Source organism: Ignavibacteriota bacterium, assembly GCA_016707525.1.
Classification (GTDB): domain Bacteria; phylum Bacteroidota; class Ignavibacteria; order UBA10030; family UBA6906; genus JAGDMK01.
Window position 1 is genome coordinate 148,279 of the sequence record JADJHP010000006.1, and the last position, 13,023, is coordinate 161,301.

Annotated in this window: 13 protein-coding genes; all 13 read left to right on the forward strand. The window is 62.4% G+C overall.

The annotated features are described in order from the left end of the window. Window positions 1-41 precede the first annotated feature (41 nt). The 13 genes from flhA to flgA are packed head-to-tail and all read left to right on the forward strand — an operon-like array spanning window position 42 to window position 13,014. Window positions 42-2,090 (forward strand): flagellar biosynthesis protein FlhA, encoded by a 2,049-nt coding sequence (gene flhA / locus IPI01_11145; protein MBK7258334.1) that lies wholly within the window; start codon window positions 42-44, stop codon window positions 2,088-2,090. Continuing rightward, window positions 2,080-3,336, forward strand: a complete 1,257-nt coding sequence (gene flhF, locus IPI01_11150; protein MBK7258335.1) for a flagellar biosynthesis protein FlhF — start codon at window positions 2,080-2,082, stop codon at window positions 3,334-3,336. The genes flhA and flhF overlap by 11 nt, the downstream gene beginning before the upstream one ends. Further along, window positions 3,329-4,168, forward strand: coding sequence for a P-loop NTPase (locus IPI01_11155; GenBank protein MBK7258336.1), 840 nt, complete (start codon window positions 3,329-3,331; stop codon window positions 4,166-4,168). Before flhF ends, IPI01_11155 begins: the two co-directional genes overlap by 8 nt. Further along, window positions 4,165-4,443 carry a hypothetical protein gene (locus IPI01_11160; protein MBK7258337.1) on the forward strand — a complete coding sequence of 93 codons (279 nt, stop codon included), beginning with the start codon at window positions 4,165-4,167 and terminating at the stop codon, window positions 4,441-4,443. Before IPI01_11155 ends, IPI01_11160 begins: the two co-directional genes overlap by 4 nt. Window positions 4,444-4,462: 19 nt before the next feature. Further along, window positions 4,463-5,218: a FliA/WhiG family RNA polymerase sigma factor gene (locus IPI01_11165; protein ID MBK7258338.1), complete on the forward strand. Its 756-nt coding sequence runs from the start codon at window positions 4,463-4,465 to the stop codon at window positions 5,216-5,218. Next, window positions 5,215-6,303, forward strand: coding sequence for an HDOD domain-containing protein (locus IPI01_11170; protein MBK7258339.1), 1,089 nt, complete (start codon window positions 5,215-5,217; stop codon window positions 6,301-6,303). The genes IPI01_11165 and IPI01_11170 overlap by 4 nt, the downstream gene beginning before the upstream one ends. Next, complete coding sequence (locus tag IPI01_11175) at window positions 6,300-7,340, forward strand: HDOD domain-containing protein (GenBank protein ID MBK7258340.1); 1,041 nt, start codon at window positions 6,300-6,302, stop codon at window positions 7,338-7,340. The genes IPI01_11170 and IPI01_11175 overlap by 4 nt, the downstream gene beginning before the upstream one ends. 18 nt (window positions 7,341-7,358) lie before the next feature. Then, window positions 7,359-8,234: an HDOD domain-containing protein gene (locus IPI01_11180; GenBank protein MBK7258341.1), complete on the forward strand. Its 876-nt coding sequence runs from the start codon at window positions 7,359-7,361 to the stop codon at window positions 8,232-8,234. Continuing rightward, a complete protein-coding gene (locus tag IPI01_11185) occupies window positions 8,231-9,613 on the forward strand; it encodes a GAF domain-containing protein (protein MBK7258342.1) in 1,383 nt (460 codons plus the stop codon). Before IPI01_11180 ends, IPI01_11185 begins: the two co-directional genes overlap by 4 nt. After that, window positions 9,610-10,740 (forward strand): hypothetical protein, encoded by a 1,131-nt coding sequence (locus tag IPI01_11190; protein ID MBK7258343.1) that lies wholly within the window; start codon window positions 9,610-9,612, stop codon window positions 10,738-10,740. The genes IPI01_11185 and IPI01_11190 overlap by 4 nt, the downstream gene beginning before the upstream one ends. Beyond that, the gene (flgF, locus tag IPI01_11195; protein MBK7258344.1) at window positions 10,737-11,480 is read left to right on the forward strand and encodes a flagellar basal-body rod protein FlgF; all 744 of its coding nucleotides are present in this window, start codon (window positions 10,737-10,739) and stop codon (window positions 11,478-11,480) included. The genes IPI01_11190 and flgF overlap by 4 nt, the downstream gene beginning before the upstream one ends. Window positions 11,481-11,507: 27 nt before the next feature. Next, a complete protein-coding gene (gene flgG / locus IPI01_11200; GenBank protein ID MBK7258345.1) occupies window positions 11,508-12,299 on the forward strand; it encodes a flagellar basal-body rod protein FlgG in 792 nt (263 codons plus the stop codon). After that, window positions 12,283-13,014: a flagellar basal body P-ring formation protein FlgA gene (flgA, locus tag IPI01_11205; GenBank protein ID MBK7258346.1), complete on the forward strand. Its 732-nt coding sequence runs from the start codon at window positions 12,283-12,285 to the stop codon at window positions 13,012-13,014. Before flgG ends, flgA begins: the two co-directional genes overlap by 17 nt. Window positions 13,015-13,023 lie beyond the last annotated feature (9 nt).

The following is a 13,023-nucleotide window of genomic DNA, read 5'->3' on the forward strand; positions in this document are numbered from 1 at the left end:
CGGCGGTACAGACCGGAAGTGGAAGCGCGTGGAAGGCCCCGATGCGCATGATGAACGCCAACAGCGACGTCATTCTCGCTGTGAGCGTGATCTTCATCCTCGCATTGCTCGTGGTCCCCATCCCGGCCATGGTGCTGGATGTGCTGCTTGCCGCCAATATCACGATCGCGATCGTGATCCTGATGGTGTCGATGTATCTCACCAACCCGCTCGAGATCTCGGTGTTCCCCGGCCTGTTGCTGATCCTGACCATCTTCCGCCTTGGCCTGAATGTGGCGTCGACCCGCCTGATCCTCGGCGAGGCGTATGCCGGGGAAGTGATCACGGCCTTCGGTTCCTTCGTGGTGAAGGGGAACTATGTGGTCGGGTTCATCATCTTCCTGATCCTCGTGTTGATCCAGTTCGTGGTGATCGTGAAGGGCGCCGGGCGCATCGCGGAAGTGGCGGCACGCTTCACGTTGGACGGAATGCCCGGCAAGCAGATGGCCATCGACGCGGACCTCAACGCCGGCATGATCTCCGAGAAGGATGCACGCGAGCGCCGCCGCGAGATCTCCCGCGAAGCGGAATTCTATGGGGCGATGGACGGTGCCAGCAAGTTCGTCAAGGGAGACGCCATCGCCGGCCTCCTGATCAACATCGTGAACATCCTCGGCGGGTTCGTGATCGGGGTGGCCCAGCGCGGGATGGATTTCAAGGACGCACTCCAGACCTACACCTTGCTCACGGTCGGCGACGGCCTCGTGACACAGATCCCGGCCCTGATCGTGGCCGTGGCATCCGGTATGATCGTGACCCGCAGCGCTGCGGGGAATGCCTTTGATATGGAGATCCGCAGCCAGGTCTTCGGACGGCCGAAGACGCTGCTCATCACTGCCGGTGCACTGTTCCTGTTCGCCATTGTCCCGGGGCTCCCGACGATCCCGTTCCTGATCCTGGCGATGATCTCCGGCGGCGTCGGGTACGTGAAATTGCGTGAGGTGCAGGCCCCCGCAGCGCCCGAAACGGCTGCCCCGGCCGCCACCGCGCCCCGCGAAGAGCGCGTGGAGGATTACCTGCAGGTCGACCCGGTGGAACTGGAGATCGGCTATGGCCTCATCTCGCTGGTGGACGAAGCGCGTGATGGGGACCTGTTCGCGCGCATCACGAATCTCCGCCGCCAGCTGGCGATCGATCTCGGGATCATCATCCCGCCGGTGCGGGTGCGCGACAACCTCCAGCTCGATCCCAATGACTATGTGATCAAGATCCGTGGCAATGTCACGGCGACCGGGTCGCTGCTGATGGACCGTTACATGGCGATGAATCCCGGGACCGCGGACGGCTCGTTGGAAGGGTTCAGCGTGCAGGAGCCTGCGTTCGGCCTGCCGGCGGTGTGGATCGCCGGGACCGAGCGTGACCGTGCCGAACTGTACGGCTATACGGTCGTTGAACCGTCGGCCGTGCTCTCGACGCACCTGCAGGAGGTCCTGCGCCGCAATGCCGACCGGATCCTCGGGCGTCAGGACGTGAAGAAGCTGGTCGAGAACCTGAAGAAGGACTACCCGGCGGTGATCGAGGAGCTCACGACGGACCTGCTCCCGACGGGTTCCGTGCAGAAGGTGTTGCAGAGTCTTCTGCGCGAGGGCATCCCGGTTCGCGACCTGGTCACGATCCTCGAGGCGCTCGTGGATTACGCCCGGGTCACCAAGAATGTGGATGTCCTGACGGAATATGTGCGGCACGCGCTGTCGGAAACCATCGCACGCCTGTACAGTGATGCGCGGGGGATGGTCCATGCGATCGCGATGGATCCCCGGTTGGAGCAGACCATCACCGCGGCCCTGCAGAACCAGCGCGATACGAGTCCGAGCCTTGGCCTGTCGCCGCGCCAGATCCAGTCGATCCATGTGAGCCTGACCGAGAACATTGAGGCCGTCCGTGCCGCCGGGTACTCGCCGGTGATCTTGTGTGCGGCCACGGTGCGTCCGTACTTCTACCGTTTGATCCATACGACATTCCCCGGCGTGGCGGTTCTGTCATTCACCGAATTGCCCCCGGACACTGAAGTGGAATTCTTAGGAAAACTTGAGGCCACCTATGAGGATTAAGAAATTCGTCGCCCATTCCCTCAAGGAAGCGACCGAGGAGATGAAGAAGGAACTCGGGCCGGATGCGATCGTCGTGAGCAGCCGCAAGATCGCCCGCGGGGGCCCGTTCAACTTCCTCGGCCGCGACGCCTTCGAGGTCACCGGGGCCATCGACGATACACCGCCGCCCGCACCCAATACCTACCGGCGCCGTCAGGCGGCCGGCGGGTTCGAGCGCCAGCTGGAACAGTCGCGTGCCGCGGCGGATGAAGACACCGCCCTCGCGGGATTGCGCCGCATTGCGGAGCAGTTCGGCGACCGGCAAGCCGATGATGTGCGTGCGGCGACGTCGGGGCGCCGGCGTGCGGATGCATCGGGGATGTTCGAACTCCGCAGCGACATGGAGGACGTGAAGGGCACGCTCAAAGCGATCGTGGAGCAGTTGAAGTACGCCCACATGCCCCCGATGCCCGACATGCTGCAAAAGGCCTATAGCAGATTGATCCAGCATGATGTGGACGAGCATCTTGCCGCGGACATCATCCAGGAGGTGTACGCTCGTTCGAACCAGGACCAGATCACGAACAAGACCTATCTCGAGAAGCAATTGCTCGCGGCCATTGCGGGGATCATCCCCACGGCGGAAGCGGAGAAAGGGCGGCGCAAGCGGACCAAGGTGATCGCACTTGTCGGCCCCACCGGGGTGGGCAAGACCACGACGATCGCCAAACTGGCGGCGATCAACAAGCTGCTGAGCGGCCTGGATGTTGGCCTGATCTCGGCAGATACGTACAGGATCGGCGCCATCGAGCAGCTCCGCACGTTCGCGGGCATCGCGGACATCCAGATGGATGTCGTCTACAAGCCATCGGAGATGGGGACCGTCCTGAAGAAGTTCCGGGGCAAGGATCTCGTGTTCCTGGACACCGTGGGCCGCAGCCAGCGCTCGAAGAAGGAACTCTATGACCTCGCAAAGTTCGTGTTCGCTGCCGACCCGGACGAGACGCACCTGGTGCTCAATGCGTCGACGAACGTCAAGACCTGCGAAGAGATCATCGATCAGTTCAAAGTGGTGAAGCCGAACCGGTTGATCTTCTCGAAACTGGACGAGGCTGCAACGTACGGTCCGATGCTGAGCATCATTCACCGTCATAGCCTGCCGTTGTCGTACGTGACCACCGGTCAGGCCGTGCCCGATGATATCCGGCAGGTCCAGGCTTCGCAGTTGGCGGCGATGGTGTATTCGGGAGAGATGGCCCATGCATGATCAGGCAACAGGGATGCGCGCAATGATGCGGGGGTATGCCGACGCCGGCAGGCCCGCGCGTCCGTATCTGCTGACCATTACCAGCGGGAAGGGCGGCGTAGGCAAGAGCACGGTGGCACTGAACGTGGGTCTGGCTCTCTCCCGGCTGGGCAAGAAGGTCCTGCTCGTGGATGCCGATGCGAATCTGGCAGGCCTCGATGTCATGGCCGGAGTCTCACCGCGCTTCCGCCTCGGCGATGTGCTGCGTGGCGAGCAGGATGTGGACAGTGTGCTGGTGACCCTGGCACCGGGCCTGCAGCTTCTTCCAGGAAGCAGCGGCGACCCATCCTACCCGCAACCGACGCTCGTTGAACAGGAGGGGCTGCTGTCGGAGGTGATGGACCGTGATGAGCATGTGGACGTGGTGATCATTGACACGGCGGCAGGACTCACGCCCGAGATCATCCGGTATGGTGAGGAAGCGGACAGCGTTCTCGTGGTGACAACGCCGGAACCGACCGCGGTCATGGATGCCTATGCGATGATCAAGGTCCTTGGCCTGAATGCCCCCGGGCAGATGGTGGAACTGGTGATCAACACCGCGCGGACGATCCGGGACGGTGAGGAGACCTACACGAAGATCCGTGCCGCGATCCTTCATTTCCTCGGTCGCGAGGTGGCATGTGCCGGGATCATCCCGGCGGATGTGCGTGCGGGCGAATCGATCCGCGGTCAGAAGGCGCTCGTGAGTGCATTCCCGCATTCCGCGGCGGCATTGTCGCTCCAGGCACTGGCCAGGACGATCCTCCGTGATCACATTCAGGCATCGATCCATCGGACGGTGGCGCTATGACCAAGGTGATGTTTCAGATAGGATTGCTGGCCTTCTTCGTCTCTGCCGTGATCTTCGGCACGCAGGGGGCGCCGGTGATGGACGCTATCGCACGCGCCTTCATCGTGTTCATCGCGGTGGTGGCCGGACAGGTCGTGGTCCTTGTTGTAGCGAGTGGCATGAAGGGGAAACCGACGCCGGTTGCATCGGTCGCCGAACCTACACCCCGCAGCGACGAGGGGGCTGCGGAAGACCAGGAACCCCCAACAACGCAGGCATCCGCTTCGGCGGCGTGACCTTCAGGACGCATAGAACATGCACACAACGGCACAGCACCTGTGGGATGAGTTCCTTCAGCACCGGAGTCCGGAGTTGAAGCGGAAGCTCGTTGTCCAGTACCTGGACCTCGTCCGTTATGTCGTATCCAAGTACAACCTGCATCTGCAGGCGCGTTCCCAGGGGTTGGAATTCGATGATGTTGTGCACTTCGGCATTCTCGGGTTGCTGACGGCCGTGGATCGCTTCCTCCCGGCACAGAATGTGAAATTCGAGACGTACGCTGTTCCGCGGATCCGTGGAGCGATCCTTGATGAGATGCGGAAGCTGGATTGGGTACCGCGTTCGGTGCGGGAAACTTCACGCCGGGTAGGGAAAGCAGCGCACGACGTCGCCCAGGAGAAGGGCGGTGAGCCGCTGGAAGAGGAGATCGCAGGGAAGCTGGAACTCTCCCTGGAAGAGTATCACAAGCTCATTGGCGGCGGGAATGCCGTGCCGGCGCGCGATGCCGAATACATGAACGAGAGCGAAAGCGCGGAGGCCCTCGATGCGGCTCCGTCCGATGGCCCGAGCCCGTTCGACCGGATCAGCGACCAGGAGACACGCACGATCCTGATGGAAGCCGTGGAGCGGTTGTCAGAGCGCGATCGGACGGTCGTCGCACTCTATTATTACGAGGGGTTGAAATTCACCGAGATCGCGAAGGTGCTGTCGATATCCGAAGGCCGGGTGTCGCAGATCCATTCGGAGGTCCTGCGGTCGCTGCGCAATAAACTCGTGACGATGGAAGCATGAACTCGAAACAGCAGACACATAGCATCACGTTCGAGCGCCGCGCGCTCGACACGGGAGCTTCCTTTCCGTTCAAAGCACGGGTCATGGAGTATGTGGTGGATCTGGTGAACGATCCCGGTGCCTCGGCCTCCCGCCTGGCAGCGGTGATCGGATGGAATCCGATCCTGTTCCGCTCCCTGTCGGCTTCCGCCAACTCCGCGTTCGGGTTGCCGGGCCGGGTCCGGGACGTCAATCTGGCGGTCGGGCTCCTGGGTGCCCAGCGGGTGAAGGACACTGTGAAGTGGGCGGTTGCGGGGCGCGCCACACGGCATATCGTGAACAGTTTTCATATGTGCGAGCCTCTGTGGAACCACTCGCTGCTCTGCGCGCTGGTCTCGCGTGCTGTCGCCCTGGAAACGGGCTACAGTGACCCGAACCGGGCACTGATCGCCGGCCTTGTCCATGATATCGGATTCCTGTTCCTCGCCGAGGATCTCCCTTCGCCGGAGGTCGACGCGATCCGTGACTGGGACTCCGCTGGCGACGGCGAACCGATGGGCATGGACCAGCAGGCCAGGATGCACGAGGAAGCAGGATCGTGGATGTTGGACCGGTGGGAGACGCTCGATCCGGCGATCCGCGACGCCGTGCGCCATCATCATGCGCCGACCGGCAGAGAGTCCGACCCGGTCCTTGCAGCGATCGTGCACGTCGCCGACGTGATCTGCCATCGCCTGTTCGGAGGTCCTCCCGGCAGCAAGCCGCGGACCCTCTTCTCGGCCAACGCACTGCTCACCCTTGGCCTCCAGCCGGGCGGCAGGGGGATGAAGGGCGACGATCCGGCGGTTCTGCTGGAGGAACGGATCACACACCGCGCACCGGCGCTCGAGTTGAAGACCCGCGTCGTGCGGGAAGACCTCATCAATACGTATGAAGAACTGGAAGAGCGCGAACGTCTCGTGATCGCCTTGCACTACTTCGAAGGGATGTCACTCGCGCGCATCGCCGGTATGATCGGGGTATCACGGGACGATGTGGAGGTCCTCCACCGTCGGGCCGTGACCCGCGTCGCCGCCATGCTGGCTGGATTTGGAGAATGGTCATGAGAGGTCAGACGGCCAGAATGAGCGCACAGGAAAGCGCGACCATGGGAAGTATGCAGGAGCGGGCGCCGTTGCTGGAGCAGGTGCTTGAGCTCATGCGTGACCCGGCATCGAGCGTTTCGCAGCTCGGGGCGATCGTTGCGACCGATCGTGACCTCAGTGAACGCCTCATCCAGCGGGCGAACTCGCCTGTCCTCGCCCTGCCGTCGCGCGTGGCCACCGTCTCCGAGGCCATCACCCTGCTTGGCTTTGAGGCTCTGCGCGATACACTGATGCGCGTGGTCGTGTCAGGCGCACTCCATACGGTCGTGAGCCTGTTCTCGCAGTACGAGCAGTTCTGGCGGCATTCCATCGCGTGTGGACTGGCAGCGCGGCTTCTTGCCGCGAAGCACGGGTTGGTTCCCCCGGCCGATGCATTCATTGCCGGTCTGTTCCATGATCTTGGATTGATCATCCCGGCAGGTTCCGTGGACAGTTCCCTCCGGTCGGTCCTGCAGAACGCGCATCCGCCCGCCTCACCCGCGGATCATGAGCAGGCCGGTGCGGCACTGGTGCAGCGGTGGGGCCTGGGGGAGCGCATCGTGGAAGCTGTCCGCTGCCATCACCGCCCCGCGGAAGCCGTCGCCGATCCGGCGCTGACGGCAACGGTCCACATCGCGGATGTGCTCTGTCACCGCATGGAGATCGGGGCGTATGGCGCCGATCATATCGGCACCATCGCACCGGGTGCGCTGGCGCTGCTGGGATTGACGGAAGAAGACCTTGTGGTCGAGCGTCTCACGGAAGAGACCGCTCTGTTGAAGCGTGATCTGGAAAAGGCCCCTTCGTTCGACCGGCTGGTGTCCGCGTTGCGGTCGTCGCTGGTGGATGCGGTCGGGAAGCTGCCGTATCAGGAGCGGTTGGCACTTGCCCTCTGCTACCAGGAGGGACTGACGATGAGTGAGGTCGCGAAGCTGATGGGCGTGACCGAACCCGAGGCACAACAGGTGCACGACACTGCCCTGGGCCGGCTTGCATCGATCATTCATGACTGTGTCTGACGGGAGAAGATCTACGACATGATGTCACCCGAGACAATAAAAGATAAGGTCCAGACGATCATCCAGTTGCCGGCGTTGCCGACGATCGCGATGGAGATCGTCGACCTGGTCGACAATCCGAAGACCAGTGCGTCGAAGCTGGGGAAGCTGATCTCCACGGACCAGGCCCTGACGGCCAAAGTGCTGAAGATCGCGAACTCGCCGTTCTACGGGTTCCCGCGGAAGATCTCCACCATCGACTTTGCGATCATTGTCCTGGGATATGATGCCTTGAAAGAGATCGTGATATCGATCTCGCTGGTGAGTTCGCTGCAGAAGAAGGGCGATGCGATGTTCGACGCCAAGGGGTTCTGGGACCATGCCATCATGAGTGGCGTGCTTGCGCGCCGGCTCGCCCGCGACCTCGGGTACCGGGTGTCGGGCGAGGTGTTCGTCGGCGGCCTGTTGCACGATATGGGTGTGTCGGTCCTTCACCGCTACTTCAAGAGCGAACACAAGCGGATCATGGAGATCGTTCGCGAGACCGATCTCACGGCACTGGAAGCGGAGGAGAGCGTGCTGGGTGTGACCCATGCGGAGGTGGGCGGGTGGCTTGCCGAACGGTGGAACCTGCCGAGCCATCTGGTCGAGGCGATCTCGATGCACCATACGCCCGGCCGGGCAGAGAACAACAAGGAACTCGTTGCGCTGATCCACTGCGCGGATGTGTTCGCGGGACGCATGGCGACCCAGCCGGTGGAATTCGACAAAGGGATCGATTTTGACCAGGATGCGCTGAACCGTCTGCAGCTGACGGACCCGGCGGCCCTCCAGGACTACATGGAAAACTACCGGGAACTCGTGAAGGGCGACCTGGAAGCGGTCATACAGTTTGAACAGACGCGGGAGGCGTGACCATTACGTCAGCCATGGAGCACGGGACCAAACGAAAGAGTCGGACGCAACTGTTGGAGGAAGGCCTCCCGCAGTTCGAACAGTTCATCGAGAGCCGTGAGAATTACATCAAGGCACTCGAGAAGACGATCGATGTGCTGCGGGCGGAGAATGTCCAGTTCACCCAGAATAATCTGGCGATCCGCAGCTCGATCGACGAACTCGTCGCCACGCAGCGACTCTCGAATATCATCAGCACCGCGACAGAACCGGAGTTGATCGTCAGTGCCTTGATCGAGCTGACCCGGCAGGTGATCCCGGTGCTGGATTGCAACATCTTCCTGTTCCACTCGACCTCGAGCAAGCTGCTCCCGTTGTCCTCGAAGGGTGCGCCGCGCCTGCAGGCCGAGGCCGAGCACCAGCTCGAGGCCGGGATCGTGGATTGGGTGATCGCCGAGAAGAAGACCGTGATCATCCCCGACCTGGAGCATATGCTCGCGAAGTCGAGTGCGCGCAACTTCGTGATCGTGCCCCTCATCCTCCGGTCCCTGGGCATCGGCATCTTCATCATTCATACGGAGAAGCCGCAGCAGGAGTTCTCGAACCAGGACATTCAACTCCTGTCGGTGCTCGCGAACCAGACCGCCGTCGGGGTCGAGAACTGGCGTACCTACAACCAGCTGGTGAAGGCCAACGAAGAGCTCAAGGCATCCCAGGCGCAGATGGTCCAGGCCGCGAAACTGGCGGCGATCGGCGAGCTGGCCGCCGGCATCGCTCACGAGATCAAGAATCCGTTGCAGGTGCTCATGCTCCATCTCGAACTCGTTCAGGCGGGGCGTCCGCTCCCGAACTGGATCGAGATGTTCAGCAAGCAGCTCAAGCGCCTCTCGGACATCACCCTGCGCCTGATGAACTTCTCGCGCAATGCGTCCGAAGAAGTGGCCGCGGAACCGATCGACGTCAACCGCGCGATCGAAGACATCATCATGATGGTGCAGCACGAGTTCGAAGGAAATGGCATCGATATCGAACAGAGCCTCGCCTCCGATCTGCCGGCGGTCGGGGGGAACGGGAACTATCTGCAGCAGGTGTTCCTGAACCTGCTGATCAACGCCCGCGACGCGATGCCGAAGGGCGGCACGATCTCCGTCTCCACCAGCCTCACCGGGTTCCATGTGTGCGTCCGCTTCACCGACACGGGGACCGGGATCGCGAAAGAGCTGCAGGAGAAGATCTTCAAGCCGTTCTTCAGCACGAAGGGCGAGAAGGGCACCGGACTCGGCCTCGCGATCTGCAGCAAGATCATCGCGCAGCACAAGGGGGATATCAGGGTCGAGAGCGAGATCGGCAAAGGTACGACGTTCACCATCTTTCTGCCAGTGTGGAGAGGAACACGATGAGATCGGTCGTTGTCACCATCATCCTTGGACTGTTGCTTGGGTGGTCGTCCGTGGTGGATGCCCAGGAGATGTCCGTCTTGAACAGCGTCAGCACGTCGGTGCAGGGTGGGCGTACACGGGTGGCCTTTCAGTTCGCCGGTGACGTGCGCTTCTCCACCGAGCAGGCGAAGAACGGCGTACGGATCGTGTTCTCCCGGACACGTGCGGCATCAACGCCTGTGCTGAACCGTCGGCTCCTCAATGCAGGGCCGCTCGAAAGCATCGGCTTTCAGCGCCCCGCCATGGACAGCATCATCGCGGTTCTGACGTTCGTGCATGGCAGCAGCTATCGCTGCGTGTGTCCGGCGAGCGGCAATGAGCTCTATGTGGAGGTGAGTGGAAGCGCCGCCGTGCGCCAGCCCCCCGTCGTGAAGCCGGCACCGGTGCAGCCCGCTCCGGTGGTTGCGGCCCCGCCGCAACCTGTGCCCGAACAACCGCGCAATGCCACCGGTTCGTCGTTGATCGACATCCCCGGCGTGGCAAAGATGCAAATGGAGCGTGAGAATGTGGACGGACCCTCCCGTGCCGGAGAGCCCGCACGTTGGACGATGCCTGTCCTCGTGGCGATCAGCATACTTGTGAGTCTGGCCGTGACCTCCGTTGCCCTGGTGGTCGTTGTCAGAATGACACGGCGGGAGCCCGCCCCTGCCCCTGTGGCCGTTGTGACGCCGGCTCCGGCCGTGTCCATCGCTGCGCAATTGAGCGCATACCAGCAGACGGCATTGCTTCCGGAGGAGGATGAGGACGATGATATGAAGCCCGAACCCGAGCGGATCAGGGCGCTGTTCAATGTCCCGGTACGCGAAGAGGAGCAGGAGGAGGATCCGGGTCGCGAGACATCCCTGCAGCTTGCGCGGACATTCCGCCGCGGGAGCGAAGAGATCACACTTGCCCGGAAGTTCCACGAACGGCCGTCGCCTGCTTTGACCCCGGGCAAGATGCAGACCGCCATGGCACGTGCAACAACCAAAGGTCAGCGCCTGACCGCCGCCCGGAAGCTCGGTGTCGGACGAGGAGAGTTCGACCTGGCGGAGAAACTGAAGGCCATGGCGCAGCCACCTGTGAAGAATGGGGAGGGAAAAGCATGATCAAGGGCATCTATTCTTCCGAGGCCGCTATGCGGCCGAAAATGGCACGCATGGAGGTCCTTGCGAACAACCTCGCGAACATCAATACCACAGGGTTCAAACGGGACCGGGTGTTTGTACGCATGCTCGAACAGTCCGCCCAGGGAGCAGCGGACGGCCGCGGCGACATGACCGGCGTGACCACCGGCAGATACATCGATACGACGTCGGGTTCCCTGCAGCAGACCGACAATCCTCTGGATCTGGCGATCGACGGCGATGGATTCTTCGCGATCCAGACCCCGCGCGGGACACGCCTGACGCGGAACGGCAATTTCACGCTGAGCAAGGAGGGGGTGCTGACAACCTCCGAGGGATATCCCGTGCTGGGGATGAATGGGGTGATCCAATTACCCCATCGCGACCGCCTCGATGTCCGCGCGCTCACCATTACGCAGTCGGGCGAAGTCGCCCTGGACAAGGAACCTCTGGGCCAGCTTCGCATCATGGTGCCGGAGCGGGCGGATGCGCTGCAGAAGGACCATGAATCACTCATGTTCGTGGACCAGAGCGAACGGATACTCGATGTTGCACCGGACAGGATCAGCGTCCGTCAGGGATTCGTTGAGGAGTCGAATGTCGAAGGCATCGAAGAAATGATAGCAATGATCGAACTCAGCAGAGGGTTCGAAACAGACCAGAAAATGATCCAGTCGCAGGACGCGACGCTCGACCGGTCCTTAGAGATCGGCCGGGTGTAACGACAACACCGTACGAGGAGGAGCAGTATGAACAGAGCATTGCGCACTGCGGCGACCGGGATGTACGCACAGCAGCTGAACGTCGACACGATCGCACACAACCTGGCCAACGTGAACACGACCGGGTTCAAGAAGAGCCGTCCGGAATTTCAGGACCTGATGTACCAGACCCTGAAGACCACCGGCGTATCCCAGAATCCCAATGTCCAGGTCCCCGGTGAGCTGCAGGTCGGCACCGGCGCGATCCCCATCTCGACCAACAGGAGCTTCATCCAGGGCGACATGACCCCGACCCAGAACCAGCTCGATGTCGGCATCGAAGGAGAAGGGTTCCTGCAGGTCCGCAGGCCGGACGGGACGCTCGCCTACACGCGCGACGGCTCGTTCAAGATCTCGGGCGAAGGGACGCTCGTGACCTCCCAGGGGTATCTGGTCGAACCGGCACTGACCTTCACGGACGATACGGCTACGATCTCGATCGCGACGGATGGTACGATCGAGGCGACGTCGACCGGGAGTGCGGAACCGGTGAAGGTCGGGCAGTTCGAACTGGCGAAGTTCGTGAACCCGGCAGGCCTCCGCTCGATCGGCGGGAATCTCTTCGTGGAAACGGTGGCGTCGGGCACCCCGATGGTGGGGATGGCCGGCAGCGAGGGTTTCGGCGAACTCAAGCAGGGCATGCTGGAATCTTCGAATGTTGACGTGGTGGAGGAGATGGTGAGTATGATCACCGCGCAGCGGGCATACGAGATCAATGCCAAGACGATCAAGACGGTTGAGGACATGTTGTCGATAGCGAACAATGTCAAACGTGGCTAAGCGGACGATCATACTGGCGGCCGCCCTGTGCGCCGCATGCCTGGTCGCCGCTCCGGCACCCGCAGGCGGGATCCGTGTGCTCCGTGCAGAGGACCTTCGCGACGCCGTGCGGTTGTACCTCGCCCAGCGTGAGGGAACGGCGGCGGAGAGATTGGATCTCTCCTTCCGGTCCGTTCCGGACAGTATCGGGATCAACGCTGAGACGTTCGTTCTCCGTGTCGGGATGGGGTCCTCGACGCGGGCACGTGGGCCGTTGGGGTTCGTCGTTGAGGTCGTGGTGGATGGCCAGACCGTGCACCGCTGCATGGTGACGGCGGTGATCCGGACGTATGACACCGTGCTGGTGGCCGACAGGACCATTCCGCGGGCGGTGACCCCGGCGGCCGATGATCTTCGCCTGCTCCGGATCGAAACCACCGGCATCGACCGTGCATTGGTCGCGGCACTGGATGATCTGGCCGGACGGCGTACCCGCAGGGTCATCACACGTGGCAGCATCCTGTATGCGGACTTGTTCGAAGGCGTCCCGCTGATCCGTCAGGGATCGCCGGTGTCTGTCCGCGTTACCTCCGGGTCCGTCAGCATCACCGCTGAAGGCATCGCGTGCCAGGATGGCCGGATCGGGGAACTCATTGAGATCACGGTCCCGGGTAAGGCCGGGCGACTGAAGGCATGGGTGGCCGACGATCGTACCGTTGCCATCCGGGCAGATTGAGAAAGGACG

What these genes read in the sequence shown, in the direction of transcription:
- IPI01_11180 (MBK7258341.1), top strand. Translation starts at nt 7,359, where the DNA reads ATGATGTCACCCGAGACAATAAAAGATAAGGTCCAGACGATCATCCAG.
- IPI01_11155 (MBK7258336.1), top strand. Translation starts at nt 3,329, where the DNA reads ATGCATGATCAGGCAACAGGGATGCGCGCAATGATGCGGGGGTATGCC.
- IPI01_11190 (MBK7258343.1), top strand. Translation starts at nt 9,610, where the DNA reads ATGAGATCGGTCGTTGTCACCATCATCCTTGGACTGTTGCTTGGGTGG.
- IPI01_11175 (MBK7258340.1), top strand. Translation starts at nt 6,300, where the DNA reads ATGAGAGGTCAGACGGCCAGAATGAGCGCACAGGAAAGCGCGACCATG.
- flgA (MBK7258346.1), top strand. Translation starts at nt 12,283, where the DNA reads ATGTCAAACGTGGCTAAGCGGACGATCATACTGGCGGCCGCCCTGTGC.
- flhF (MBK7258335.1), top strand. Translation starts at nt 2,080, where the DNA reads ATGAGGATTAAGAAATTCGTCGCCCATTCCCTCAAGGAAGCGACCGAG.
- flgF (MBK7258344.1), top strand. Translation starts at nt 10,737, where the DNA reads ATGATCAAGGGCATCTATTCTTCCGAGGCCGCTATGCGGCCGAAAATG.
- flhA (MBK7258334.1), top strand. Translation starts at nt 42, where the DNA reads ATGCGCATGATGAACGCCAACAGCGACGTCATTCTCGCTGTGAGCGTG.
- IPI01_11160 (MBK7258337.1), top strand. Translation starts at nt 4,165, where the DNA reads ATGACCAAGGTGATGTTTCAGATAGGATTGCTGGCCTTCTTCGTCTCT.
- flgG (MBK7258345.1), top strand. Translation starts at nt 11,508, where the DNA reads ATGAACAGAGCATTGCGCACTGCGGCGACCGGGATGTACGCACAGCAG.
- IPI01_11170 (MBK7258339.1), top strand. Translation starts at nt 5,215, where the DNA reads ATGAACTCGAAACAGCAGACACATAGCATCACGTTCGAGCGCCGCGCG.
- IPI01_11165 (MBK7258338.1), top strand. Translation starts at nt 4,463, where the DNA reads ATGCACACAACGGCACAGCACCTGTGGGATGAGTTCCTTCAGCACCGG.